Annotated in this window: 22 protein-coding genes; 8 read left to right on the forward strand and 14 right to left on the reverse strand. The window is 64.7% G+C overall.

Annotation, left to right across the window (positions count from 1 at the left end; translation table 11 throughout):
* Positions 1-206: 206 nt before the first annotated feature.
* Positions 207-803 (forward strand): DUF4352 domain-containing protein, encoded by a 597-nt coding sequence (locus ABZ319_RS33155; protein WP_354990493.1) that lies wholly within the window; start codon positions 207-209, stop codon positions 801-803.
* Between the two features lie 194 nt (positions 804-997).
* The gene (locus ABZ319_RS33160; protein WP_354990494.1) at positions 998-2,917 is read left to right on the forward strand and encodes a UvrD-helicase domain-containing protein; all 1,920 of its coding nucleotides are present in this window, start codon (positions 998-1,000) and stop codon (positions 2,915-2,917) included.
* 287 nt (positions 2,918-3,204) lie between these two features.
* Here the strand turns inward: ABZ319_RS33160 and ABZ319_RS33165 are convergent, their stop codons facing one another.
* The gene (locus ABZ319_RS33165) at positions 3,205-5,121 is read right to left on the reverse strand and encodes a DNA/RNA helicase domain-containing protein (protein WP_354990495.1); all 1,917 of its coding nucleotides are present in this window, start codon (positions 5,119-5,121) and stop codon (positions 3,205-3,207) included.
* Between the two features lie 346 nt (positions 5,122-5,467).
* On the opposite strand from ABZ319_RS33165, the gene ABZ319_RS33170 reads away from it, so the two are divergent.
* Positions 5,468-5,821, forward strand: a complete 354-nt coding sequence (locus ABZ319_RS33170) for a nucleotide pyrophosphohydrolase (RefSeq protein ID WP_354990496.1) — start codon at positions 5,468-5,470, stop codon at positions 5,819-5,821.
* A gap of 28 nt (positions 5,822-5,849) precedes the next feature.
* Here ABZ319_RS33170 and ABZ319_RS33175 read toward each other — a convergent pair whose 3' ends face one another.
* Positions 5,850-7,742, reverse strand: a complete 1,893-nt coding sequence (locus ABZ319_RS33175; protein ID WP_354990497.1) for a DUF2075 domain-containing protein — start codon at positions 7,740-7,742, stop codon at positions 5,850-5,852.
* A 415-nt stretch (positions 7,743-8,157) separates the two neighbouring features.
* Here ABZ319_RS33175 and ABZ319_RS33180 point away from each other — a divergent pair, with 415 nt between their 5' ends.
* On the forward strand, positions 8,158-10,383 hold the full coding sequence (locus ABZ319_RS33180; protein WP_354990498.1) for a 3'-5' exonuclease: 2,226 nt from the start codon (positions 8,158-8,160) through the stop codon (positions 10,381-10,383).
* Positions 10,384-10,495: 112 nt separating this feature from the next.
* On the opposite strand, the gene ABZ319_RS33185 is transcribed toward ABZ319_RS33180, so the two are convergent.
* The 5 genes from ABZ319_RS33185 to ABZ319_RS33205 form a co-directional block, all read right to left on the reverse strand.
* The gene (locus ABZ319_RS33185; protein WP_354990499.1) at positions 10,496-10,675 is read right to left on the reverse strand and encodes a hypothetical protein; all 180 of its coding nucleotides are present in this window, start codon (positions 10,673-10,675) and stop codon (positions 10,496-10,498) included.
* A gap of 33 nt (positions 10,676-10,708) precedes the next feature.
* Positions 10,709-11,521 (reverse strand): hypothetical protein, encoded by an 813-nt coding sequence (locus ABZ319_RS33190; RefSeq protein ID WP_354990500.1) that lies wholly within the window; start codon positions 11,519-11,521, stop codon positions 10,709-10,711.
* On the reverse strand, positions 11,518-13,869 hold the full coding sequence (locus tag ABZ319_RS33195) for a hypothetical protein (protein WP_354990501.1): 2,352 nt from the start codon (positions 13,867-13,869) through the stop codon (positions 11,518-11,520). The genes ABZ319_RS33190 and ABZ319_RS33195 overlap by 4 nt, the downstream gene beginning before the upstream one ends.
* The gene (locus tag ABZ319_RS33200; RefSeq protein WP_354990502.1) at positions 13,866-14,186 is read right to left on the reverse strand and encodes a type VII secretion target; all 321 of its coding nucleotides are present in this window, start codon (positions 14,184-14,186) and stop codon (positions 13,866-13,868) included. The genes ABZ319_RS33195 and ABZ319_RS33200 overlap by 4 nt, the downstream gene beginning before the upstream one ends.
* Positions 14,187-14,524: 338 nt before the next feature.
* Complete coding sequence (locus ABZ319_RS33205) at positions 14,525-15,211, reverse strand: exonuclease domain-containing protein (protein WP_354990503.1); 687 nt, start codon at positions 15,209-15,211, stop codon at positions 14,525-14,527.
* Positions 15,212-15,395: 184 nt separating this feature from the next.
* On the opposite strand from ABZ319_RS33205, the gene ABZ319_RS33210 reads away from it, so the two are divergent.
* A complete protein-coding gene (locus ABZ319_RS33210; protein WP_354990504.1) occupies positions 15,396-16,058 on the forward strand; it encodes a plasmid pRiA4b ORF-3 family protein in 663 nt (220 codons plus the stop codon).
* Between the two features lie 17 nt (positions 16,059-16,075).
* Complete coding sequence (locus tag ABZ319_RS33215) at positions 16,076-16,378, forward strand: hypothetical protein (protein WP_354990505.1); 303 nt, start codon at positions 16,076-16,078, stop codon at positions 16,376-16,378.
* 65 nt (positions 16,379-16,443) lie between these two features.
* Here ABZ319_RS33215 and ABZ319_RS33220 read toward each other — a convergent pair whose 3' ends face one another.
* On the reverse strand, positions 16,444-16,725 hold the full coding sequence (locus ABZ319_RS33220) for a hypothetical protein (protein WP_354990506.1): 282 nt from the start codon (positions 16,723-16,725) through the stop codon (positions 16,444-16,446).
* A gap of 210 nt (positions 16,726-16,935) precedes the next feature.
* On the opposite strand from ABZ319_RS33220, the gene ABZ319_RS33225 reads away from it, so the two are divergent.
* Positions 16,936-17,952, forward strand: a complete 1,017-nt coding sequence (locus ABZ319_RS33225; protein WP_354990514.1) for a class I SAM-dependent methyltransferase — start codon at positions 16,936-16,938, stop codon at positions 17,950-17,952.
* A gap of 314 nt (positions 17,953-18,266) precedes the next feature.
* On the opposite strand, the gene ABZ319_RS33230 is transcribed toward ABZ319_RS33225, so the two are convergent.
* The 6 genes from ABZ319_RS33230 to ABZ319_RS33255 form a co-directional block, all read right to left on the reverse strand.
* On the reverse strand, positions 18,267-21,077 hold the full coding sequence (locus ABZ319_RS33230; RefSeq protein WP_354990507.1) for a DUF262 domain-containing protein: 2,811 nt from the start codon (positions 21,075-21,077) through the stop codon (positions 18,267-18,269).
* 68 nt (positions 21,078-21,145) lie between these two features.
* Entirely contained in the window at positions 21,146-21,763 is a 618-nt protein-coding gene (locus ABZ319_RS33235) for a hypothetical protein (RefSeq protein ID WP_354990508.1), read from the reverse strand.
* A 244-nt stretch (positions 21,764-22,007) separates the two neighbouring features.
* The gene (locus ABZ319_RS33240) at positions 22,008-22,490 is read right to left on the reverse strand and encodes an SRPBCC family protein (protein WP_354990509.1); all 483 of its coding nucleotides are present in this window, start codon (positions 22,488-22,490) and stop codon (positions 22,008-22,010) included.
* Between the two features lie 395 nt (positions 22,491-22,885).
* Positions 22,886-23,740, reverse strand: a complete 855-nt coding sequence (locus tag ABZ319_RS33245; protein WP_354990510.1) for an enoyl-CoA hydratase-related protein — start codon at positions 23,738-23,740, stop codon at positions 22,886-22,888.
* A gap of 145 nt (positions 23,741-23,885) precedes the next feature.
* The gene (locus ABZ319_RS33250; RefSeq protein WP_354990511.1) at positions 23,886-24,962 is read right to left on the reverse strand and encodes a DUF3558 family protein; all 1,077 of its coding nucleotides are present in this window, start codon (positions 24,960-24,962) and stop codon (positions 23,886-23,888) included.
* A gap of 98 nt (positions 24,963-25,060) precedes the next feature.
* Entirely contained in the window at positions 25,061-25,564 is a 504-nt protein-coding gene (locus ABZ319_RS33255; protein ID WP_354990512.1) for an LmeA family phospholipid-binding protein, read from the reverse strand.
* Positions 25,565-25,741: 177 nt separating this feature from the next.
* Between ABZ319_RS33255 and ABZ319_RS33260 the strand changes: the two genes are divergently transcribed.
* Positions 25,742-26,596: a hypothetical protein gene (locus ABZ319_RS33260; protein ID WP_354990513.1), complete on the forward strand. Its 855-nt coding sequence runs from the start codon at positions 25,742-25,744 to the stop codon at positions 26,594-26,596.
* The last annotated feature ends 106 nt before the right edge of the window (positions 26,597-26,702 follow it).

Here is a 26,702-nt window from a genome sequence, read left to right on the forward strand (position 1 = left end):
GCCGGCTTCGTCCGGCACCGCGGCTCGGGAACGCCTCCTATGCCGTTCCCCCAAATCGAAACCTGGGCGCGGCCGGCGGGGAGCCGCGCACGGTAAGTCCCCGGCATGCCCCCTCTGCGCCGGCACGCCAATCTCCCACCACCCCAACGCACTCGGTCTCCGGCACGCCGCCGAAGCCTCGATCCCACATGCCCTCAGGAGCACCAATGACCAACCCTCAGCACCCCCAGCAGCCCTGGCCCACCCAGCCCCCCGCTCCCCACTACCCCCACCCCCCGAAGAAGCGCCGAGTCTGGCCCTGGGTCCTCGGCGGCTTCTTCCTCTGCATCCTGGTCCTGTTCGGCGGCTGCACCCTCCTGATCGGCAGCGCCGCAAACGAAGTCGCGAAGCAGGAGGAGAAGCGCACGATCGCCGAACCCCTCGGCACCGAGGTCCGCGACGGCAAGTTCGCGTTCCAGGTAACGAAGGTCGATCCCCCCGTCGCAACGGTAGGCACCAACGAGTACCTGAAGAAGGAAGCCCAGGGCGAGTACGTCCTGGTCTACGTGGACATCACGAACAGCGCAGACAAGCCCCAGACGTACTTGGGCGACAACCAGAAGCTGGTAGACGACCAGGGCCGCCTCTACTCCCACGACACCGCGGCCGCCTACAACGTGATCCAGGACGTGGTGACGGAGATCAACCCGGGCAACAAGATCTCCGCGGTGCTGGCCTTCGACGTCCCGAAGGGGACTGTGCCCGCGGCGGTCGAGTTCCACGACTCGGCGTTCTCGGGCGGGGTGCGGGTGGCGATCAAGTAGCTCGGCACGGCACGGCCGGAACCCCAATCGAGGTTCCGGCCGGACGTCTTACCCGTGCATCGAACCCCGTGAACGGTGTGCCATCGCGTGCCACCCTCTCTCGATCGACATTCATTCTGCGAGAACAGCACTCATACTCGAATTGCGGATCAGGGGGTCCGCCACGATCAAGACCGGGGGCGTTCATGCCGGATATGCGGTTCGAGAAGCGCAGACAGTGGGTCGAGGAGCAGTTGGCAGGGATCGGTTCCCTATCCACCCCGCATCGTCTCTTCCTATCCGTGCCGCTCATGCGGCCGGCCTGGCACGTGCTCGTCGATCGGAGCCGTCCCTTCCTGCCCGATGGGCGAGCTGCGGCCTTCGCGGTGGGACCGACTGGAGTGTTCGCCTTCGTATTCGGCGATCCGAGCCCTGATCGCGCGGCCCTCAGCCGAATTCGAGTTCGCGCCGAGGAGACTTTTGCGAACGTCCCCGCCGGGCGCAATCAGTTCGTGCCGCACATGCTCGAACTGCTGATGCTGGGCGACCGGCGCGACATCCCCCCACTGGAGGGCGTCTACACCGCACTCGATCCGAAGACACTCCCTCGGCACCTGTTCGACGGCACACCGCAACTGACGCGTCAGCGGGCTCGTGACATCGCGTTCGGCGTCGCCGCCCGGTCCGACAGGTTCGAGTTGCTCTCCGCGGATGACGCACCCAGCGCGGAGTCTATCGTCGCCGACGCCCTGTTCGAATCCGCAGACCTGCACGAGGACGAGCGAAATCGCATGCTGCAACGCCCTTTCAAGGACTGGATGACCTTCCTGGACCCACAGCAACTGGAGCTGGTCTACAAGAAGTTCAACGGTCCCGCCCGCTTCAGCGGCCCCGCGGGCACCGGCAAATCAGTTGTCGCCGTGCACCGGATGGCGCACTTCGCGAAGCACAATCCCGGGCGGATGCTGTTCACCAGCTTCGTACGCACACTGCCGACCTATCACCGGTCCGGCTTCGCCCAGTTGGCTCCGTATGCCGCCGATCGAGCCCAGTTCATCGGCCTGCACGCGTGGGCGAGGAACTTCCTGCGCGGCCGCGACATGGAGATGGAGCCCGCCGAAGGAAAGATCGAGACCGCCTTCAGTGATGCCTGGCGCTACGGAGCGCGCGAGCACCTCACGCCGATACATCCCAGCCCGACCTACTGGAAAGACGAGATTCACCGAATCATCAAAGGGCTCGGTATCGCCGAACTCGACGAGTACAAACGCATCGACCGCAAGAATCGCCTCGGCCGGACGCTCGACAGCCGACAGCGAGAACTTGTTTGGACCAAATTGTTCAAGCCCTACCAGGGCCTGCTGGCCGAGCGTGGCCTGCACGACTTCAATGACATGATCACCAAGGCCACCGAAGAGCTACGCGCGGCACCGCTGGACGACCCCTACGGTCTCGTCGTCGTCGACGAGGTGCAAGACTTCACCTTCGTCGAACTGCGCCTGACCCACCAGATCGCCGGTGGTAGTCCCGCGTCCCCGCTGCTGCTCGTCGGTGACGGACAGCAGCAGGTCTACCCCGGCGGCTGGCGCATGAGCGACGCGGGCATTCCCATCGTCGGACGCGGCGCCAAGCTCCACGTCAACTACCGCAATCGAGAGACGATCCTGGCCTTCGCCCAACAGGTGAACGCGGTCAACACCGTCGACGACCTGGACGGCGCACCCGGCTTCACGCTGCGGGACAGCGAAGCAGTGCTCCCCGAAGGCTCGGCCACCATGGAAACCGTGCCCGCCAACGCCGTCGACGACCGCTTGCTGGAACAGATCCGGGACTGTGGCTTCGTTCCAGGCGATATCGCCGTGATCACCACGACCGGCAGCGACGCCGAGCACTTTTCGAAATTGCTGCCGCGCAAAGGATTCAAGACTCTGTCACTGGAGCACTACGACGGCACGGACGACACCCGCGTCAAGGTCGGAACCGTGCACCGCGCGAAGGGTATGGACTTCGCCGCGGTGATGCACGTCGTCCGGGAAGCTGCCCTGCCCGACGACACGGAGCTCGCGGCCCGCCAGATCATGGTCGCCCGCAGCCGGGCACGGGACTACGTGTGGGAGTGCCGGATCGAAGGCTGACGCGACCGCCGTTGCGTAGCGTGAACACCTAACAGCTGCAGCCCGATTCGTCCGAGTCAAGGAAAGCTCGGATGGGAGAGTCGAATCCAGGTCGACGATTACCGGCCGAGGGAATCGAACGGGCCCGCTCGCCAGAAGGGGCATGGTCCAGCGCCAAGTTCTCAGAGTGGGGCGTACCATGGCCTCCGCCGCGCGGGTGGCAGAAGCGGTTGGCCAGTGCGGGCGCTGAGATTGCGAGGGCATCCGTTGTCACATCGATTGTCATGGACCTACCTACCGGCCAGGACCTACGCTGACGCCATGGGGCTCGCACCCGGCTTCGGACATTTCGGCACGCCAAGTTCGGCGAAGAGCTGTCGGGTGTTTGCATCTGTCGAGTACAGCACCGTCCCGTACATCGACCGAGTCATCAGAACGCCGTAGGCATTTCGCAGTGCCCGGTTCAGGTCCGCGTCAGATCGAATCTTCGCTGCCGGACTCTCAACATGCTCGCGGTGTTGGATCCACCTGTGGTGCTGGGGATCCCACACGAGATCAGGGCCCATGACGACCCCACCCCAGTGGTACTCGAGGCCTTGCGCAGTATGTACACACCCAATCTGGTTGAACCCACCGGGATCGGTCGCCCAGAACAATCGGTCGGGGACTTCGCCTGGAGCTACGGATTTGTCGTTACCGTTCCACGGTTTCGCCCATTTCGGTGTGGGTTTAACCTCAGGCACCAAGCCGGTTCGGTCTTCCCAAGGCCAACACATCCCCGCGGTCATCCGTGCCGTCACAGTGTCGGTCTGCTTCGACGCGAGAAATCGCTCCATCTGTCCGGGGGTATCCGCGTAGTACAACTGGAATGGTTCCTCGATCCCGTCGCCCGAATCCCACGGAATCGGGCTGCCCGCCATCAACCGGCTAACCCACGTGTCATAGGTACTACTGCCCAACGACCGAACCACTCGATCAAGGGCGAACGGCACCACTTCGGCGCCAGTAAGCAAGGCCGCAGTCCTTATGTCCTCCGGCGTCCACACCTCGTCCTTGAAGAGTCGTTGGTCACCGTCCACAAAGAAGACCGGAACCTTCGCCTTGTTGACAACAACGGCCACCGACGAATCGCCATCGAGCATGCCGAACGCGCCACGACGCGGTCGCGCATAGAGCCGATGTGCCTCATCGCAGACGACAAGGTCAATCTCGTCGTCATCGCATCCTGCCAGCTTCGATAGCGGCACAAATCTCCCTTTCATCCCCTTGGGAGCCGCGCGTTTGAAGGTGTCACGGGAGGCGACACCGCCCGATACATATCGGGCAGAGAGCCCATCCCTGGACGCCTCGGCCAGCAGTTCGGTCGCGATCAACGACTTCCCGGTGCCCGCGCGCCCCTGAACAAGGAACACTTGCTTGAGCTGCAGTCCAGACCCCTTTATCTCGCCTAGCCGTTTGACGATGGCTTTGTACACATCCTGCTGCGTCTCGATCAGGGTGAATTCGGCACGACCACTGACGACATCACCAAAGACCGACTGGAAGGAGACTCCGCGCCGCCGTCGTTCCAAAAGAGCTTGTGCCGCTGCAGAACTCGGTCCGGGAGCGAAGTTGGAGACGAGAAACTTTGTCAGGTCATCCGGAGTGCGCTCAGTGAAGGTCGGGACACCTGGCCGTGGATGGACATTCGTGATCCACTGATACTCGGATTTGTGCAGATTATGCAGGTAGGAGGCTGCGACCAGGTTCACCGACCGATCGTCGAACTGACTGTGGCGCAGCTTCATCGAGACCATGTTCTCGTATGCCTGAACTGCGGGGTGCTTCTTGTTCTTGTCCAATCCGTGGACAAAGACGAACTCACTATTGCCCGCCTTGTCTTGGCTTGGGCGAGAGATCTTGCTCCACTGCTTCAGTTCGATGGCGGCGTAGCTAAACGTTCCAGATACGGGATGCACCCCCGCGAGAACGACGTCGATGGGTTCCATCGCGCCATCGACACGGTACTCGACAAACATCCAGACCTGGCCGAGGCCTTCGGCAATCAGATCGGTGGCCAGCTTGTGCACGCTGTTGCGCCAAGCCTCGACCTCGCCGGGGCCTGCAGTCTTATTGCGGGGGTGCGCGTCCTGGTAACGACGCCCCACTTCCTCCACCAGCTTGTCCCAGTTGTCATGCAACTCGCTGGCGCGCCAGTACGCTTCCAGCGCTTGCCATTCCGACACAGCATCCGCCCCTCACTCACCGATCGCACAACCCTATCGGAGATCCGAGAGATCTGACGAGATCGCTCTTCAGATCGACTAAAGACTGAAATTGGTTGTGCCTGAGTCGATTGCGCTGACGATCGAAGGCCAGATCTCGTGAGAGAAGGCCTCGCAAACCAGTGGCGTGGAGACCGATTCGAACGTGGGAAGCAACACCTTCGACAATGATGCTTCGGCGCATGACGCCAATCGGGAGCGCCGAAGTATCTGCGGCTGTGTAACTCTCACGATCACCGGCAGGGACTAGGCTGCCGATACAGGCACCCCTCGACATCCGTCACACCGCGCCTGGTAAACACTGCTCATGACCATCGACGAGCTGCAGGATCTGGTGACCGAGTTCTCCCGTCGGCGGGACTGGGAACGCTTCCACACACCGAAGAACCTGGTGATGGCCCTGTCCGGTGAGGTTGGGGAGCTGACCGAACTGTTTCAGTGGCTGAATCCGGAACAGAGCCAGGCACTTTGCGACGACGAGCAGGACCGAGTCAAGGTCGAACATGAAGTGGCGGACGTCCTGATCTATCTACTGCGGCTCGCGGAGGTATTGGACATCGACCTCGGCGCCGCGGTTCAGGCGAAACTGCTCGTCAACGAGGAGCGGTACCCGGTCGAGCTTTCCCGCGGACGGGCGGCGAAGTACTCCGAACTCGGGTAGCCGACCGGCTACCCGAGCCGGGAAGGAGCTACCCGGTCATCTTCTCCAAGAATGCTTGGGTTTCGGGGTCGGTCGAGTACACGCAGGTGCCCGCCATACCCCGTGTCATCAGCACTTTGTAGGTATTGCGGATGAGGGCGCCGAAATGCACGTCCTCGGCCTTCTTGACAGCCGGGTCATGGGAGTACTCCCGGCGAGCCTCCCAACTGTCCCCGCGCCGAACGAAGTCCGGGCCGAAAATGACCCCGGACCAGTCGTACTCGAAACCCTGAGCAGTGTAAATGCAACCGACCTGGCCGAAACCCCGGTCATCGAACGCCCAGTAGTAGGACTCGGGCGCGTCGGGCACTTTCTTGCCCGGCTTTGCATTCCAGGGGCGCTTCCAGCTGTCGATCGATACATCGTCGACAAGACGCTTTCCGTCGGGTGTATCCACGGGATCACTCCAGCGCCAGCAGTATCCCGCAGCCAATCTGGCTGTGCCACCGTGCTGTTCACGCTCGCTCAGGATCCAAGCTTCCAATGCGGCCGGCGTCGCGACGGTTGTCACGCGGAATTCGTCGTCGGTCCCGGCACTCAGTCGACTCCAGCTGATCGGTGGCAGCGGGTCCAATCCGAGGAGCCGGCGCACCCACTCGTCGAAGGTATCCGAACCACCACAGCGGAATTGACCGTCCAGGCGAACCACATCGATCCTGCATCCGGCGGCGACCGCGGCCGCGTTGATCTCCTCGAGCGAGCCCATCTCCCCCGGACGCACGATCTGGTTCTCATCGAGCAGGAATACCGGCACCCACGCCACATCGATCAATTCCTCGATCTGACGCCGGGCCAATGCGCGCTTCTCCTTCCCGGTCCAGCGGTTCACGCTGTTCTCGCGGACACGATGGGCCTCATCACAGATCAGCACGTCGAGTTCCCGTGGCTCGGCGCCGACGTAGTTGTTGAAGTACTTGAACATCGTCTGCACGCGTGTATTTCGGCTGCCCGCGACCTTGCGCATCGTATTGGTGAACGCGCTGGAACCGGTGGCGTGGTGAACCTTCCGTCCCTGCCGGGACAGTTCGCCCAGCAGGCTGAGCGCGATCACGCTCTTGCCCGACCCTGGTCCGCCGATGACAACCACGACAGTCTGGGTCCGTTGCGCGCGAGCGGTCACGACTGCCTGTTCCACCAGTTGATAGGCCACCCGCTGCTCATCCAGCAGGACGAATTGCTCGCGATCCTGGATCTCTTTGGCCGCCAATCGCAACAGCGGCTTGCTCGGTCCATGTGTGAACCGCAGAAACCGGTCGGCGGCTTCGCGCGCCTGATCGCGTCCGCCGCTGGCATCGAGCGTCGACCGCAAGTGTTCGACCATCTCGGACTTGAGATCCTCGGTGAACATGCGACCGAAGCGGTCGGGCCGGTACTTCATGAGCGATGGAATGTCGGCCGACGTCGCGTTGTGCAGATAGGCGATGCCGTGCACGGACTGCGTCGGAAGTTCGGCCAGCGCCGGCGTCGAATCGACCAAGTATTGGCAGTACCCACGGACCTGCGCCACCGGATGCAACACCGGGTTCGAATAGGTGGCAATCGAAACCACATCGGCGGCAAGCAGTTCCGCCTTCGACCACTGCTTCAACTCCACGAGCACATAGCTGACCTCGCCCGTGCGTGGATGAACTCCGCAGAGGATGGCATCGACCCGCTTGGGACTGTGCGGGAGCTTGTGCTCGAGCAACACCTCCACACCACCCAGACCGGACTCGACGAGTTCATTCAGCAACGGCGGCAGACTTCGCAACCAGGATTGCACCTCACCGGCCCCCACCTGATGCTCCCACTGATGCCGAGCCTGCTCGCTCATCAGCTGATGCAGTCGCCCGGCCTGCGCTTCCGCAAGCAGATACCGAGCACTTCCGCGAATCAGAGCCACGTTGCCTTCCCCCACCTGGGCGCGCGAAATCGACGTGCGGGTGGAGGCAGCTACGAAGTGGCCTTCGGTGCCCGGCGGGCCGCGCTGATCAGATTAGCGAAGTGTGGGGACAGGGTCGGCAACGGTTGGGACGCCGGCCTTGTTGCCTGCCAGATCGCCGACGAATCGATCTGTACAGCAGCCGTGTTCGCTGACGCGGACATGAGGCGACCTCTGATCGCTCGCTCAATGCGCACGGGTGAGAGGGCTCGTCCCCGCGTGTGCGGGGATACGCAGACCTACTCTCCGTCGGCCGCACTTCGCGGGTGAGAGAATTCCACCCACAGGCTGATACCGGCCCATAGGCATCCGGAAAACTGATAGCACCAGATGCGCCCGAGTATGGGTTCGGACGCGGCGCGGGGAGAGGGCGGCCATGGCATACGTGGTGATGGGCACGCAGGTCAAGGCGATGCCGAAGCTTGATGGGTCGCTCAAGGGCAAGGTGTTCGACTTTCTGCAGAAGATCCAGATCAACGACGCCACTCCGGGGTTGCACATCGAGCCGATCAAGAACTCGGTGGACTCGCGGGTTCGGACCGGGCGGGTGGATCTGAAGTTTCGGGCAGTGTTGTTTCGGGTGGATGGGTCCGCGGGGAGTACCTACTACATCTATCTGGGGACGTGGCCGCATGATGACGCCATCGCTATGGCGGCCAAGTCGGTGTTGCGGGTCAACCCGGTGAACAACGTGCTGGAGGCCATACTCGGAGGGACAGGCGGGAAGTCGGGGCGGAAGACGCCGACCGTAGTGCCCGTGCCGGCCGGCGATTTGGGGTTGGCCGGGAGCGGCGAGTTGCCGTTCCTCGTCAAAGTTGGGTTCACGTCGACGGAACTAACCGAGCAACTCGGGCTTGCCGAGGAAGTGGCTGTGCTGGCACTCGCGGCCGCCGATGACTACGCGATCAATGAGCTCGCGGCCGAGGTCGGCGGGTGGCAGGGGAACGCCCTGCTCGAACTCGCTTGCGGCACGGGCATTGACGAGATCCGAGACAAGCTCGGGTTCACCACGTCGTCGATCGACCGTAGCCGGGGCGAGAGTGATCAGATCATCGAGGCGCTCGAGACCCCAGCGTCGCAGATGCAGTTCACGTTGATCGACAACAACGATGAATTGCGGCGGGTGCTCGAAGGTGGAGACTTCGCGGCCTGGCGTACCTTCCTGCATCCGGAGCAGAGAGATTATGTCGCACGAGATTTCAGCGGACCTTTCCGGTTGTCCGGCGGCGCCGGTACCGGCAAGACCGTGGTGGCGATTCATCGTGCGCGAATGCTCGCCAAACGGAATCCGAACGCGCGAATCATCCTGACCACGTACAACAAAGCCCTCGCCATCGGCCTGGAAGCGGATCTGCGGGTGCTGGATCCGGACGTGCGAATCGCTGAACGTCCCGGGGAGCCGGGCGTATACGTGGCGGGTATCGACAAACTCGCCGGCGCGATCGCACATCACTCGACCGGTCTGACCGGGGCGCTCGAAGCGCTGTTCGGACCCGGAGGCCGCGGCTACTCCCCGAAGCGAACCAGGACCGATCAGGTCTGGCGGGCCGCCGCGAAGTCGGTGCAGAGCGGGCTCGAAGCGCGGCTCGCCAACCCAGGGTTTCTCGAAAGCGAGTACGTGTCGGTCATTCTCGCGAACAAGGTGTCGACAGCTGATCACTACGTGAAAGTGGCTCGGGCCGGGCGGGGTGTGCGGTTGAGCCGGGCGCAGCGACTCTCGGTGTGGATGTTGACCGAGGAGTTCCGAAAGCGGAGCCGCAACGAGAAGAGCCTCAGCTTTCCCGAGGTGCTCGCGGTGGCGGCGGAGCATCTCCAGCAGCGAGCGAGCGCGGGCGAACCCCATCTCGCCGATCATGTTCTGGTGGACGAGGCCCAGGACCTGCACGCGACCCACTGGGCGCTGTTGCGCGCCCTGGTGGGCGACGGACCCAACGACCTGTTCATCGCGGAGGACTCGCATCAGCGGATCTACGGACAGCCGGTTGTGCTGTCCCGCTTCGGAATCAAAATTGTCGGGCGGGCTCGCCGACTGACGCTCAACTACCGGACCACGGCGCAGAACCTGCATTTCGCGGTCAACATCCTGGCCGGCGGTGACTATCACGACCTGGAACAGGGCGAGGAGTCGACGCACGGCTACCGATCGGTGCGACTGGGACCGAACCCCCAGCTCATCGAGTGCCACACGGCCACGGACCAATTCGATCGGATCACCGATCTGGTGTGGCAATGGATCACCGACGGAGTCGATCCGGGAACCATCGCCGTACTCACGCGGGGACAGCACGATCGCGACGAGTTCGTGGCCGCCCTGGTGTCACGGGATATCAAAGCTCAGGCACTCGAAGGCAATCCGGCCGCCCCCGACGTGGTGCAGGTGCTCACCATGCACCGATCCAAGGGCATGGAGTTCTCACGCGTCATCCTCGCCGGAGTTGGCGAGGCACACATGACCGCTGCGGGCGGTCTGCGCACTGTTCTCGATGAGGAACGTGAGGAGGCCATGCTGCGGGAACGCTCGCTGCTCTACGTCGCGGCGAGCCGGGCTCGAGATGAACTCGTGGTCACCTGGCACGGCGAGAAGTCGGTGTTGCTGGGATGACGTCATCGTCCAGTCGGCGGCACCCGACCACTCGTGTGTGGCAGCGCAGTTCGGTCAATACCGCCTGATCCCGCAGCTCGGGTCGGACGCAACTGACGCGCCCGCACCTCATTCATATCCACGGTGGCGCCAGGATCGACCATTCCCGCTCCCGCTTCCAATCCTCGTAGCTCACGCAATCCACGAAAACCATCGCGGCCGAGTCTGTGTCGACAGGATCCGGCTCCTCAGCCGATTCCGGTACCAAGACCGGAATCGACAGCGCCGCCCTGATCTCGGGCGGCAGATCCATAGTCCCCATCGCACTCCCCCGAGACCTCCCACACTACTTCGCGCCCTCGGGCCATCCCGGATACGCATCCAAAGTCGGCAACGGCCGGGTATAGGTGTGCTTCACCCCGCGTTCGGGGAGCGCACGCAGTTCCGCTGGAACCGGATTGTCCGGGCGCGCACCGCAATCGCGATCGGTATCCGACACCGGGCCGCCCGGACGGCTGTTCAGCATGTCCACGCCCCATTCGCCGAACACGTCGGCGGAGGGGAACCTCGCCGGGCCCGAGCCGGCGACCAGGCGGGTCGGCCGGCCGGCGGGCGGCGGGGTGAGGTAGATGCTGATGTGGCGAGGGACGAGTGCCGCGCGTTCCACGGAATACAGGAGACCTCCTCCGGTATCGAATGCCAGCCCGTTCAACCACACACATGCGCCAACGCGCCAACCTGAATTCCTGACGTTCAAATCGCCAGGCGATTGCAGCGGGGCGACAGCGTCGACGTTGATCACGTAGCCGTAGAAAGTCCCGCCGAGCGAGTCCTCGGCGGAGAGAAAGTTCGTGAAGCTGAACCCAAGTGGCGATCCGCCGGTGCTTCCGCGATACCCGGGATACGGACGGGGGGTGGCCCCGGGTAGCCACCCGACAAGATCGACCAAGAACGCCGATTCCACGGCTGCCCGCACGACCGTCAGCTGCTCCGAGGCGAGGTCGAGCCCCTGTGTGCCTGACCACCGAAAGTTGAACTGGTAGTTGTCCGGCCACCGGTACGGTTCCACCGGTGGCGCGGTCGACGAACAACCGGCCAGTACTGCCGACAGGACGAGGGCTGCACGGAAAACCCATCGGCGGCGAAGGATGCTCATCATCGAGGCGCGATCCCCGCCTCATGGCCGTGCCCGCTTGCCCAGCCGCTGTCGTACTCCGTCAGCGGCAGTCCCGCGCCCGACACAGACTGGCGATTCAAATACTTACGCAAAGCGCTCTCGAGTTGTGGCAGATTCGTTTGTGGAGCATTGCCGTCGAGATTGCGGATCTCGTCGAACGAACGTAATGCGCCGGTCGACGGATCGAAGTACCTACCGAGATCAGGGTCCGTCCGCAGGTCAGGGCGATCGGGCGCGTTCGACATGCCTTCCAGGATATTGAAGTAGCGAGCGGGCGGGCTGCCGTACTTTTCGACGGGCGCGTTCGAATCAAGTTCGGGGACGGTTCCAAGTGTTTCGAGCTTCACGAATGGCGATGCGGACTTGACGTTCAGTTCCAGCAGCCCGCCCACGAGCGGAACCTTCTTGACCTCGTACGCGGCGACCTCACGCAGCGAATCGAAGATAGCGATCTTCGTAGCCTTCGTGTCGGCCTGATCCCCTACCCGGGACTGCAATTCGATCCGCGCACCATCCTGCGCCGCCTTGTCGATTTGCCCGGACCAGGTGGCCAGCTCGGTATCGTCAGCCCCACGCAGACCGTACTGCCGGTTCAGTTCAGCCACGACATCGAAGGCCTGGGCGTTGAATTGGAGCGCGCTTGCCGAATTCGAGTCCATAATTGTGAAGATGCTCGTGACTTGAGCGGCGGACAATGGTTGGAACCCCGAGGTGAGCCGGTAGTCAGCGTTGACACCCACCATATCGGGGAGATAGGTCGATAGCATATCGCCGAGATTCTTCATCGTATCCGGGTCAGCGACGATCCCCGCCCGGAACTCGCTTCCTTGCCGCAGCAGCTCGGTCCCGTTCTTACCCAGATACTCGGCGATGGCATGCGCAGACTCACCGGCATGGGACTTGACCTCCCGGTCGGATGAGAGCGAGTGCTGCTCGATCGTATCGAAGATCTTGTTGATCCCGGTGTCATCGCCGAACCACCGATAGTCCAGTACCGCGGCCAAGTGAGACTTCGCGTCATAGGTTCCACCGGGAGTGACGGTGACCTGCATTCTGCCCTTCCCGTCATCGGTGAGGAAGTCATGGACGGCGAGCCGATCACCACCGCCCGCTGTGAGCAACCGATCGGCGAGTTGGCTGCCGTACATGCCGCCCGCGTTGGTATCCACCCAGATGTGCGGAAAGGGTTCGGCCGCGATCTCCGCGCCCTGTTTGAGCAGACCCCGATCAATATCCGTGCCTTGCGCCAGGCGCTGGTCGCCGGTTGCGAGCATGTCGGTCAGAGTGAGGAAATCGTTCGCCCGTGGCACGTCGAGGACCTCGGAACTCGTGTAATAGCCACGCCGAACCGGGTTTTCACGCAACAGCGACTGAACCTGTGTCGGCAGCACAGCGATTCCTCCGGTGTCGCTCTCCCCGGAGATCTGCGCGTCCGCAGGGGGCAGCGCAGCGATTTGCGGATTGGACATCAGTTGCATCGCGTCCGCGAGCTCGGACCTGACAATTCGCGCCTGATCGGCGGGAAGCTGTGCGCCGACAGCGCTGATCTCCTCCACCGACTTGCCATCGAGCGACCGCAACACCGTGTAGAGGTAGTCGTACTGCTGTTGCGGAATATCAATCTTCTTCCCATTGATCAGGTCGTCGAATTGCTCCTGCGACAGCGCGGATGCGGCTTGCAGCCTGGCCAGCACGTCCGGGGTCGCCTTTCCGTCCTGAATCGCGGCGATATCCTGTTGCGCGATAGTCGGATTCAGCCCCGCGGCAATCGGCGCCAACTGCCCGATGTCGTCGATCGCGCGGCCCATCCTCGTCGCGCAGTCGGTATCGGAGACTCCCAGCCCGGTCGCGAGACCCTGCAACCGCACGGTCTCGTTCGCCGCCGTGGCCGACCGATCGGCTTGCAGCTGCGCCAGCGTGTCCTTGAGCGCCTGGTCGGACCCGGCGACGGAGTTGGCGGCCGCGAAGTTGTACTCGTCGGTGACCCGCCAGTCGGCGTGGATCTTGTACCCGTCGCCCGGGAGCAGGTCGTTGGCGGCCTTCAACTCCGCCACAACGGGCGCCATGGCAGCGTGGCCGTCCCGGCAGGCGGTAGCGAGATCGTCGAACGCGGTGGCCAGCACGCGCATCTGCCGCACTTCACTGTCGGTGCGGGTGTCGGCGCCGCGCCGGCCCTCACCCGACCAGTTCATGCCGTCGACGGTTCTGTCCATGTCATCGACCGCGGTCCTAATGCCGTTGGCGATCACGGTCGCGGCCGCGGCATTGGACTCCAGATGCGCGAGGCCCGAAGACCAGAGCGGAATCTGCTCCGGAGTCGGCACACTCACGGCAAGCGCTCGCCCGAGTTGAGATCGCCGAGCGCGGCGAAACGCGCGGCCGCGGCGAGGTCGGTGCCCTGATAGGTGTCGGCGGAGGTACGGAACAGTCCTGCGATGGCCAGGTACCGGCCACCCGCGACCTGAAGCGCGCGAGCTCCGGCCGCGTCCACCCGGTCCAGCTGCGTGCCCGTTTCCGAACCCGGCAGCGCCGCACTGAAACTCCCGCCTCCGCCCGGCGCGCCGACCCTGGGAAGCTTGCCCACCCCGTCCGCGATCGCGTCGACAACTGTTGCCGTATCCCGCAATTCCTGCGCCGAAACCTGCATGACTCCCCCAGAGCATGACAGCCACGGGCACTACGAATTCGCCTGCGCACACGGACATTCCGCGCCGAACCTAACACCGGATGTGATCAATACCCGCCCTGAAACGACCCGCGTGGCAAACGTTCAGTCGTTGTTAATCTCCCGGTACGCCGCACCTTCGACACCCGTGTCGAAGGTGCGGAGAACTCACAGCATGAGGTATCGCAGATCCTCGGGCACTTGCTCCCACGCCGCGCCGACTGCCGACTCCAGCAGCGGCGCAGGCAGTCCGCTTCTTGCACCGAGGAAATTTCATCCCCGCGCGTGCGGCGAACACGCGGTCATGGAATCCCGCGTTGTTAGGCCGTCCGAATCGGCCACTGCCCGTCGATATCCCCCGCATCCCTGCCTTTCCGCCGCAGCCACGCCGCGAAATCCTCCTGCCGATCGTGATGCCAACCGCTCTGCGCGGCCGTCAACTCCGCCGGCGTCAACGTTCCGAGATCGACCGCGTAGCGAGCGGCCAGGATTTCCGCCAGCGCCACAGCGGCTTTCGCGTCATAGCCGGCGTCGTGGGCGGAGCCGAGCGTGGCTCCGTAGTGTTCGCACAGCGCCGACAGCGTCCGTTTACCCGGGCGGTACCGATCCAGTTCCCGATCCATCACGAACGGGTCCGCGATCGGCCCGTGGACCAGCGGCGGGTGGCCGAGCCGCTGCCCCTGCCGATCGAGCACGGTGAAGTCGTAGCTCGCGTTGAACGCAACCACGACATAGCCGCGCGCCCAAACCCTTTCGAGCTCCGCGCGCAACTCCGCGTAGCCGAGCGCGTAGTCCACGCCCTCCGTGCGGGCCCGCTCCGTCGTGATGTGGTGCACCGCGGTCGCCTCGGCCGGAATCGACACACCGGGGTCGAGCAGCCAGCCGCGGTCGAGATCGGAATCCGGGAACACCAGGGCGGCGGTGACGATGCGGGCGGTCATCGGATCGGGCGAGGTCGTCTCGAGATCTATTCCGGCGAGCGGGCTTTCGGTCCATGGGACGGTCATCGGCGCGAATCTAGTCCATCTCGACCCCGTAGCGACGAGAACCCGGTCGATTGCGCCATCGGGATTAGATCGGCACCGGCGACGCCGCGAGTCAGCCGGTCATACCGTACATACCGTGTGACTTTGCGGTGCGAATCCCTGAAACCGCTACGGATCTCGCCCCCGTGTCGGTTAATGTCCACCCGTGGCCGAGATACAGCCGCCCTGCCCTTCCCATCGTGGACCGCGCCGCAAGCGGGCCACCACCCTACGTGTGCAGGCGACGGTCATCGGTACCGATCCGCCGCTGGCCCGGCTGCTGGAGGTCTCCTCCGAACTCTTCCTCAACGACCTACACGAGGTTCTCGGTTGGTGCTTCGGCTGGGTAGGTCGCGCCGATCACGAATTCCGTTGCGGTACAGCCTTCGACGCGCCCGATGCAGAGCGGTACGTCGACGCCGTGGCTGTTGCCCGCGGTGACAGCGCGACCCCCGAATCACAGGTCCGGCTGGACGAAATCCTGCGCTCACCCGGTGATGCCCTGTTCTATCTCTATGATCTCACCGATACCTGGCCCCACCGCCTGGTCCTCGAAGGTTTCGCATCCCGCACCGCCAAGACGCCCCGCGCCTACTGCGCCGACGGAATCCGAGACTGTCCGGCGGATGTGCCGGGCGGCATACCCCGGTACGAGTACTGGTCCCGCCGAGCAGATCCCTTCGACGACAACTCCTTCGCGGCGTTCGATTACGTCACGCCGGAGGACATCACCACGCACACCGAAGACTCCGAGCCCACCCCGTTCGTCATCGAAGAGATCAACTATGGACTGGCCAGGCAGTTCGGCTACGGGCGCGATCTGACGTAGGAGCCGGGTATGCCGACGTGGCCTGGTCAGCTGTTCTCACACCCGCGGCCGTCGCCATCCCGGTCAAGGTCGTAATCATCGGGTCCGATCACGCGGACGGGGCCGGTGAAGCCGGGGCCATTGCCGCCGCCACCGAGGCAATCGACATCACTATTCCTTTCCACGCACGGGTCATAGGACGGGTGACAGTTTCCGGCCAGCGGAGGCGGCGGCCGGAAAAACTGAGTCGATCCGCTGTTGCACAGAAAGTCGGTCAGTGGATCAGCGGCGGCCTGGATCGGCCAGGCAAGGGTGAAGGCCACGGCCGCGCACGCCGCTGATCCGAGGAATGAAGCCGATCTCATCACTGCTTCCGATCTTCGAGATCCCCTCGATCAATTCCCAGCTATTTCTCGGATTCCTCACACCCGATTCCGTTCCCGTTCCTGTCCAGGCGATACACATCCGATCCGTGCACGCGCACCGGGCCGCGGAGGTCCGCGCAGTTGACATTGCCGGTGTTCGGCACGCACGGGTCGTAGGAAGGGTGGCAGTCGGTACTGGGCTGGGCGGACACCGTCGCGGTTTCCACCGCGCCGAGCGGAGCAGCGCCGGCTTGGGCCGGCCAGATGAATGCGATGGCAGCGACCGCGCAGGCGGCCGGGCCGAGGAATGACAGTGCCTTCATGATTGATTCCGATCATCCGAAACTGATCTAGATCATTCTCCGGCTACCTGACAGCTACGGAGCAAACAGAGACCGAATCGTTGACAGCGAGAACCCGCGCGCGGCCCCTCCCGTATCCCCTTCCACAGGTCGGAAGCGACAACGGGAACGATCACGTCGGAGGGCGCAGTGAGCCACGTGGAACTGACGGCCGAGCAGTTCGCCGAGCGCATGTTCGGGGCCGCGCTCGGGGCGATCGACATCCTGGCGGCGCACCTCGGTGATCGGCTCGGCTGGTATCGGGCGCTGGCCGAGGGCGGGCCCGCGGATGCGGCGGAGTTGACCGTGCGGGCCGGCGGGGATCGCCGATACGCGCGGGAGTGGCTAGAGCAGCAGGCGTGCACCGGGATCCTGACGGTGGATTCGGACGGGCGGTTCTCGTTGCCGAGCGGAGCGGCCGAGGTGCTCACCGACCGAACCAGCCTCAATTACCTTGCGCCCCTTGCCCGGATGATCGCGGGTGCCGGTGTTCAGATGCCCGGGTTGGTGCGCGCGTACCGCCACGGCGGCGGGGTGGGCTGGTCCGATTTCGGGGTGGACATGCGCGAGTCCCAGTCCGATATGAACCGGCCCTGGTTCGAGCGACGCCTTGCCGCCGATCTCGCGGGCGTGACCGATCTCCACGCCCTCCTCGCACGGCCCGGCGCGAAAGTCGCGGATATCGGGTCCGGCGGCGGCTGGTCGTCGATCGCGCTCGCTCGCGCATACCCCACGTTGACGGTCGACGGCTACGACATCGACGAGCCCTCGGTCGCGATGGCCACCGAGAACGCCGCGGCCCTCGCAGACCGCGTCCGCTTCCGGCACGCCGACGCGGCCACCGACCTGCCCGAAGCGACATACGACGCCCTGTTCGCGTTCGAATGCGTCCACGACATGCCGCACCCCGTGGACGTCCTCACCGGCATGCGGAAGGCCCTGCTCCCGGGCGGCGCGGTGATCGTGATGGACGAGGCGGTCGAGCCGGAGTTCACCGGCCCCGGCGGTGAGGTCGACCGGCTGATGTACGGGTTCAGCCTGCTGGTCTGCCTGCCCGACGGGATGGCGCATCCGGACTCGGCCGGGACCGGCACGGTCATGCGCGCCGCGAAGCTGCGCGAGTACGCGGAGAAGGCCGGTTTCAGTGCCGTGGACGTGCTGCCGATCGAGGACTTCGGCTTCTGGCGGTTCTACCGGCTCACGGCCTGACCGGCAGGCCCGGCCCCAGCATCGCTTCGCCGATCCCTCGCGACCGGCCGTTCTCTGCACGCCCGACCTCGCAGCGCGGGACCACGGCCACGTCGGCGCGCGCATCAAGCGCTTCGGACCGGGGATGTCGGCTCGAACTCCGGTGCGCTCGCGTGCCCGGCGCCACGTCAACCGGGACGAACCCACATCACCGCCGGGTAGCGCGTCGCTGGTCTCGAGGCGAATATGAAGGCCGGAGCAACCAACTCCGGCTCGGCTCGGCTCGGCTCGGCTCGGCTCGGCTCGGCTCGGCTCGGCTCGGAAGGGAGCCGACGTCAGCGCTCACCGATCAGCAAGGCCGCCAACTGATCCGGCTTCGTGTTCTCGACCCCGACAACCCGGTAACCGCCCTCGGCCAGCCCGCTGTCCCGGTCGTCGTCCTCACCTTCGACCAGCGCCAGCCGCCATTCCGGCCAGACGGCTTCGACCGGCCAGTTGTGCCTGCCGAGTTCGACGCACATCTCGGGTTCCGGGACGCCGTGTTCGCTCAGCGCTGCCAGCAACGCGCGAACCGCGGGCGAGACTGGCTGAGTCTCGGCATCCCAGCCGCCCCCGGTGGTCTCGCCACCGAGTGCCGTGTTCCGGAACCAGAGCAACGCGTCACACAGCCGCTGGTACTCGGCTGGATCCTTGAGCGATTTGAGCGAGAAGGTCGGGCGCAGGGCGAGTTTGCCCTCCGGGATGTCCACGCCCGCGATCTCGTTGAGACGCAGGCGGAACTCGTTCCGAAGTTCGTTGCCGGTGAAGGGTTCTCGTACGACCAGGTGTTGGAAGACGATCTCCAGCTTTCCGGGTCCGCCGTCGCCGGGATAGAAGGCGCCGGGCCAGATCGGGCCGGCGGAATCGCGGTTGAGCATGAGGATGCAGCTGGTGGACTTTGCGCCCGTGCCGTATTCGAGGTGGCCGCCGTGGGATTCCCAGAAAGCGAGGACGTTCGTGACCGCCTCGGCCACCGGGGCCGGGTTCTTCTCGGCAAGCTGGGCGAAGAAGCGGGCGCGGCGGTCGACCTCGCTCGCCGTGCCTGGCCGCACGGCGGCTGTCGCGTCGGCCTCGGTCATGCCGAGCAGGTCCGCCAAGTCGCGGACATTCAGCCGCTGGCCGGGCGCGGCAACATTGCGACTGTTGACCGTAATGCCCTCCGTACGAAGCACATCCACCACGTCACCGCGGTCCGGACCGTCTCCCCAGTTGAAGCCTTCGGCGACGCGGCCCGCGTGATCGAGTACGCGATGGGCGTTCGGGTACGCGCGGGTCATCTGCTGACCGATCGCGATGGGGCTGGAGCCGACCAGCGCGGCCAGATCACCGTAGGACGTCCAGGTGCCCGGCGGCAGGACCGACAGCGCGCGGCGGAGCAGGCTCCAGTCGCGGGTCTTCTCCACCCGCTCGACGCCGCCGATCGGACTCGGCCACAGGGTGATCGCACGGTCGGCGAGTTCGGCTGCCCGCGCGGCGATTTCGGCGGCGCCCCAGGTCGCGGTGGCGGCAATGCGGCGGTTCATCTCCAGGTGGCTGTTCGCCAGCAGGTCCTGTTTACGCTCGAACGGGTGATTCGACAGGCGTGAGTTCTCGGCGGTGAGTGTAAGATTGCCCAGGGTGTGCACGAGACGCGCGTGCCGGTCGCGAGGCGATTCGCCTTCCGCTGCACCGACTTCCAAAGCCGCGAGCCATTCCGGGCCGGGTTCCTGCGGCAGCACGTGTTCGATGGTCAGCTTGGCGTTGACGAAATCGACCGGCTCGGGATGCTCGTAGCTCTCCTCGAGCCGCTGCAGGACCAGTCGGCGCTGTTCCCACTTCCCGTACCAGTAGAAGGGTTTCGTGGCGATGGCCTCGCGCAGTTCGTCATCGGTAGCCCAGTAGCGCCGCGAGGCGGACAGAACGTGGCGCAGGCCCTCGACCACCGTCATCCCGTCGGGCAGCTGGCCGGGCAACTCCTGGAATATGCCGCTCAGGCTCTGGGTCGAACGCTGACAGATCATGCGGCGGACCAGGAACGATTCGATGTAGGACAGGGCCAGGACCAAATCGTCCGAGGAGATGACGCCGGTGTCCCGCTTGTCGAGCAGCATCATCAGAACCGGATGCGTCGTCGCGGCCTGCCACTGGTCGATCCGGCGCAGGTACCGTCGCACCTCGAGATTCGGCTCGTGTTCCGGATCGACGATCCGGCGGAAATGCATTGCCTTGCGGTGCAATTCGCGAACATAGGTCTCGATGTCCTCTTCGGTTTCACCGTCCCGGAGCAATCTGCGCTGCTGCGCGGAGTACATGTCCTGCCGCCGGACGCGCACCCCGCCGTCGAGCACCAGTTGCAGCCACATCAGCTGTTCCAGTTGCTCGTTGCTCAGGCTGCGTTGCATGGGCAGCCAGTAGGTCTGGTACACCTGCTCGCCGCGCTTGGGCAGGCGCATGAACAGGTAGTTGCGCACCAGATCCGCCTGCGAGAGCTTGAGCCCGGTGTTGTTGAGCGACTCGAAGATTCGATGAACGTTGTCGTCCCGGTCGGCGACGACCTGGACCAGCGTCAGTCGCGTGGTGATCGCCTTCTCGATGTGCGAGACCTCGCGCGGCTCGGCGGGATCGTCCAGGGCGATCAACGCCTGCCGGAAGTACCGGTACGCCGACCCGATTCGGTCACCGCCGTTGCCGGCGTGCGTGTTTCGGACATGCTCGCTGTAGGCGGGCCGGTCGGCCTGTGTCGGGAGGATCCGGAAGTAGCCGTCGTCCTCCTGGAACTTGTTGATCAGATACTGCTCGTTGATCCGCTCGCGCTGCCGCGGATCGGTGTAGTGATCCCGGATCGCCGCGAGCGCCAGGCTCAATGTCGTCAGCCGCTGCTGGCCGTCGACCACCAGCCACCGGGAGAAGGCCGCATCGTTCAACGGCGAAGGGGCCAGCACGACCGACCCGCAGAAATGCGTGGTCCCCTCCTCCCCCGCCGCGAGCAGATCCGCCTGCTCACAGATGTCGCTCCACAGCTGCGCCAACTGCTTGTCGGTCCACGAATACGTCCGCTGATACAGCGGGATCTGAAACTGCTTCTCCCCCTGCACCAATGCCGCCAGCGTGGTCTCCGACGCCTTCATTCCACCCTCACCCTCACCTGCCGCTATCGATCCGGAACATTACCGGGATCCCGGTCCGCCGGAACGGGTTACCGGGGCGTACCTTCGCCCCGCGGCGGTATGCCGAAGAAGGAGTTTCCGAGCCGCGCTCGATCACGGGCGGGGACATACATCTCCGGATAGTCCCGCAGCACGAGCTGCCCGCGCAGCACCGAAAGATCCAGATCCCAATCGAACTGGTCGAGATACGAAGATCGCGCGCTGGACCGGTCGAGATCCGCGTCGGACTGTTCCCGACTCCACCGGTTGATCCGGCACAACCGCGCGATCACCTCGTGTTCGAGCCCTTTGACCCGGGCCAGCCCGGAATGCTGCACCTGATGGCAGCCCTGGCACACCGCGATCAGCCGCTGCAAGCGCTGAACCGGCCGATCGTCCCGAAACTCGAAAACCCACTTCTCGTGGCAATCCGGACGGCTCGAGCGGCCGTTGCGCGTGGACCGCTCCCCGCAGATCTCACACCGATTTCCGGCGGCGGCACACACCGGAATCCGTAACGCGTCCCAAATCTCGCGGTCGACAATTCCCCGGATGTTCGAGCCGTGGGTGGTGGGCGGTAGCAGGTCGGATCGGATGGCGATCCCGTCCTGGGCGTCGCGCCCGGCAAGCGTGTCTACGGCAATATGGTCTCGCGCGTTGAACACCATGCAACGCACGATATCTCGAGGCTATGACAGCAGTTCCGGTCCGAACCTCCTCAGCCCCGACAACACGGCATTGCCGTCATTGCACCCGGCCCAGCTGTTCACCGAGCAGTTCCGAGACCGTCTGCCCGAGATCCCGAAGTCTCGGAGACGGGACCACTCGCGAAGTCGCGCGGCACGGCGCTGGTCGCCGACATCCGCGTGGGTGTTCACGACTACCGAGAACCCGACCGATCCGACCGAAATGTCATCCGATTCCGCGAGCGGCTCGGAGCCCGGGTGACGCGTCGATCTCGGAAACCAGCGTGTCCAACGAGTGCAGTCCGGCTTGAAAAATAGTGCGGCTGAACAGATTCGACAACTCCGACAGTCGATCCTCGGCGGCGGTGAACTCGGTCCGCCAGTGCGCGAATGTCGTATCGTCGGCGGTAACCGGGATGAACTCCAGCGTGGCACGGTAGGTATGCACACCAAAAGGGTTCTGGGCGAACGCGTAGCTGTATCGGTGCCGCACATCGTCGAATGCCTCCAGCCGCTCGACAATGACCTCTCCGCCGCGAGTGACTATCCGGCGCCGGGTTTCCGCCACCCCATCCTCGCCCACCGGTCCCACCTCCAGGCCGCAGCTCGCGATCGCGGGATGCCAGGACAGATCGCCGAAATCCCGCACGCGTTTCCACACCACATCGACGGGTGCGTTGAAAACAGCTGTTGCGAAAGCCAGGGTCATCGATCGAACCTTTCGTCACGTGCGAGCAGAACGATTCGCGGCGGGCGCGCGGCCCTGCCGCGCACCCCAGACCGGATGGAAGTCACCGCACCGCCTCGAGGCTTGGTTCCGAGACCACCGAGTAAGAACCGACATTACAATGCCGAACGCACATAACAGCACTTGGCAGCCGAGCCAACTCACACGACCGTCGGCGTAGACCGATGTTCCCCAACACCTTGCCGCAGCTGGTTCGCTGCCTCCGACACGGCAGATCAGCTCACGTCATCGAGCGCAGTCGCGACAGGCCGCACGATCGGGAGACTTGCGTCGCCTCGTGCGCGCAGTACCCGCCCGCGGCGAGGGCGCACAGCGCCCGCCCTCGCCGCGCAGGCACACCCGCGCACACAGCGCCCTCACCCGAGCCAGTCAGCCAAATCGGGTACGTCGCGCCGCGCGACACCCGTGAATCGGGGCGGACGCTTCTCCAGGAACGACGAGATGCCTTCGACCAGATCGGGACTCGCGGACGCGTGCGGAATGGACTTCCTGTCGAGGGCGAACGCCGCCTCCGGATCGCCGTGCGCCGTCATGGTGACGAGCGCGCGGCGGATCAGCGCGGCCGAGGTCGGCGCGACGTTCACCGCCAGGTCCCGAGCCAGGGCGTAGGCGGCGGGGAGCAGGTCCGCCGATGCGTGGGTGCTGGTGATCAGGCCCGCCGAGAGCGCCTCCCGCGCATCGAAGAGGCGGCCGGTGAGCATCCACTCCTTCGCCTTCGCCAGGCCGACCAACTGGGGCAGGAACCACGTCGAGCCGCCTTCGGGGTACAGGCCGCGGCGGGCGAACACGAAGCCGAAGCGCGTGTCCTCGGCCGCAAGGCGGAAGTCGGCCGCGAGGGTCATGGAGATGCCGACGCCGACCGCCGCGCCCTGGATCGCCACGATCACCGGCTTGTTCGAGTTCACCATCGGGCGGACAACCCGGGTCGAGGGCTCGTCCCAGTCCGGGTCGGTGAAGTCGCCGAGCGAGGGCTCCGCGAAATCCATTCCCACACAGAAGTAGTCGCCGGCCGCGGCGAGCAGGATGACCCGGACCTCGTCATCGAGGTCGGCGGCGGTCAGGGCCGCCCCGAGCTCGTCCGCCATGGTGAGGGTGAAGCCGTTGCGCGCGTGGGGGCGGTTCAGGGTGATCGTCGCGATCGCGTCGGCGACCTCGTAGGTGATCGTCGAGTAGGGCTTCGCGTCGGCCGTGTGGCCGTCCTCGATGGTCATCAGCGATCTCCGTGTTCATTGAGTGAGTTGGATCTGAAGCTTCTCAATGCTTCACGCGTGGGTCAATGGGCCGCGGTCGACCGGACAGCAGCGCGGAGACGAGCTCCCTCATCCCCATACCCGTGCATCCGACTACAGGGGAGTCCTATGGCCAGGAAATACGTTCCGAAAGAACGGCTTCGATCGTGGGCAGGGCACGTCCGCACACGCCCCCTTCGATGCGATCATCACCCGGCGGGTCGACGAGCAGGAACACCATCCGGCGTGGATTCTCGTACATCGTCATCGCCGAGCAGTCTGTCGCGTCGTATCCGGAGAGGTCGACGGCGCGACCGATTTCGGCGCTGAGCTGTTTGCTGCGGTCGTTCGGCGGAGTGATCGTGTAGTCGTCCTTGACCAGGCCGTGGAAGCCGATCTGCAGGGCGGGTCGCTCGCCACCCCAGGCACAGGTCGCGGATCTGCCCGGAACATCGACTGTCCGATTCGGCGCCAAGCCGGAGGTGCCGGTCATCTGATCCACCTCGGCCTGGGTGACTACCGTGCAGGGATCCAGGTTTCCGAAGATCGCCAATACATCCGACTCGGATTGCACGGCCGACGCGGGGGTGGAAGGCGGCGGTCCCGCATCGGCTTCGGGTAGGCGACCGATCAATGCGGTAGCGACCCTGACGGTTTCGTCGCAGCGGTCACCCGGCTGCCCCTTGTCCCCGGCCGTTGCCCCGATCGTCTGGAACAGCGTCATGCCGGTCGAGGTCTCGACACCGACCGCACACATCGCGCGGCGGTCCGGATCGGGGCCCGTCACGAAGACTCGGGCCGCTCGTCCACCGAGGGTGACTTCCTCGGCGGCGGTGTACGAACGCGCGAAGGTCGAATCCTGCTGGAAGTCAGCGAGTTTGCGTGGCCCGGTGTTGACGGAGAACGCGTACTCGTCCGCGGTGGAAGTCCAGGAACAGCCCTTCCAGCCGTTGAACTCGACACCGATCGTGCCCGGCCGCTCGTCCTCAACGTTCAAACCGGCGGCGGTCAGCGCGGAGACCGGAATCGTGCACGGATCCTGGTACGCGGACATCCGCTCGTCCGCATTCGACGACTCCGCACCGGGAGACCCGGATTCCGTTGTCCCGCAACCGGTCAATGCCACCAGGATTCCCGACGCGATCAACGCTCTCTTCCGGCCCCGCGCACCAGCCACCGACAATCCCCCACCTATCCGAAACACATCGTCTGAACAGGGCGAATGTTGCCAGCTAACCCATGGCAGAAGCAAACGGTCCGCCCGGTCCAGGCGTCAACACTCGCGTTCGCGAGGCATTCGCTTCAGGACTTCTTGCCCTTCAGCTCGTCGATGTCGATCAGGATGTTGTCGCCACTGCCGGTGACGACGATCGTGGTGCCGTCCATCCGGACGCTGGTCGGGGTGACGCCGAAGGGGAGGAGGCCGGCCACGTCCACCAGGGCCAGGGGGCGGAGGGCGCTGAAGCGGGCCGTCGTTTCGAGGTGGTCCACGGGGAGCTTGTGGAGGACGCGGTCGGAGAGGTCGGTCAGGGGGATCTCCACGCCTTCCAAGGTGGCTTCCACGTCTACCAGGCCGAACTTCTCGTTGCCTACCTGGTCTGCCTTCACGACGATTTTGCTGTATTTGCCGGTGGCCGCTTGCAGGAGGACGGGGAAGCCCTGGATGTCCACGTGGGGGTCGGAGCCGAGGTTCGCGGTGTTGCGCATCGTCTCGGACGCTGCCTTCTCGGCGTAGGAGGCGGCGCCGAAATCGGCTGCTACCGCTAGGCCGGCGAAAACTATGAGGACTGCGAGGAGGATGCGCACCCCAACATCATGTCAAGAGATCGGGGGTTGCGAGGGGGCGGTGGCAGGTTGGTGGGGCAATCGTCATTCGCAGGTGAGCTACGGGTGATGTCGTACCGGTGGGGTACTACTTGGGCAATGCCCATCGCGTATGGGTTCGGGACTCGGACCGCGGTTGTGGGGCGCGACCGTGGGGAGGTGAAGGTTATGGCGTCAGGGGTGGAGCGGGCGCGGGTACTGATTACCGTCAAGACATATCCGGCCGCTTCGGAGGCGGACGGTGAAGTCACCGCGGTCGCGGGAGTGCGACTGGACACGGGGTCGCCTTCGTGGATTCGGCTGTATCCCATGCGGTTTCGAACCGCCGAGGCGTATTCGCGGTTTCAGAAGTACGACATCGTGGAAGTGGATGTTCGAAGGGACAGCGAGCGGGACCCGCGGCCGGAGTCGTATCGGCCGGACGCTCAGTCGCTGACGGTCGTCGGGCACGTGAAAGCGGATGGGCGGCAGTGGGTCAGGCGGCGGGAAGTTCTGGGGCCGCTGATCGGGGCGACCAGTGCTTGTCAGTTGCTTCGGCCGAACTCCCTCGGGCGGACGAGCGGTGAGCACGCGCCGTCGTTCGGGCTCGTCAAGCCGTTCGTCGAGGGGGTGGTGGTCGAGCACGGGTCTCCGTGGGCTTCCCAGCACCTGGCCAAGATCGAGGCGGTCAGTACCCCAAGTCTTTTCGGGGATGAGATCGCATTGATGGAGCCGATGCCGTTTCGGCTCAGTTATCGGTATCGATGTACCGACGCCGCGTGCCGCGGGCATGAACAGCAGTGCCTGGACTGGGAGCTCGGGCAGGATGGCCGGGCCTGGATACAGGATTACGGTCCCGAGGAGGCGCGGCGTCGACTGCGCGAGAAGTGGGAACGCGAGATGTGTGACCCGGGAAGCGATCTCTACTTCTTCATCGGAAATCACGCCGGGCGGCGGAGACAGTTCGAGGTGCTGGGAATCTGGCATCCGCGGTTGCCGGCGAAGGTCAGTCCGGATCAGCTGACGCTGCTGTAGCGAACAATGAACGGAAACGACGAAACCCCCTGACCGAAGTCAGGGGGTTTCGTGAATGATGTTCCGGCGGTGACCTACTCTCCCACACCCTGTCGAGTGCAGTACC

It is taken from the genome of Nocardia sp. NPDC005978 (assembly GCF_040614455.1).
Classification (GTDB): domain Bacteria; phylum Actinomycetota; class Actinomycetes; order Mycobacteriales; family Mycobacteriaceae; genus Nocardia.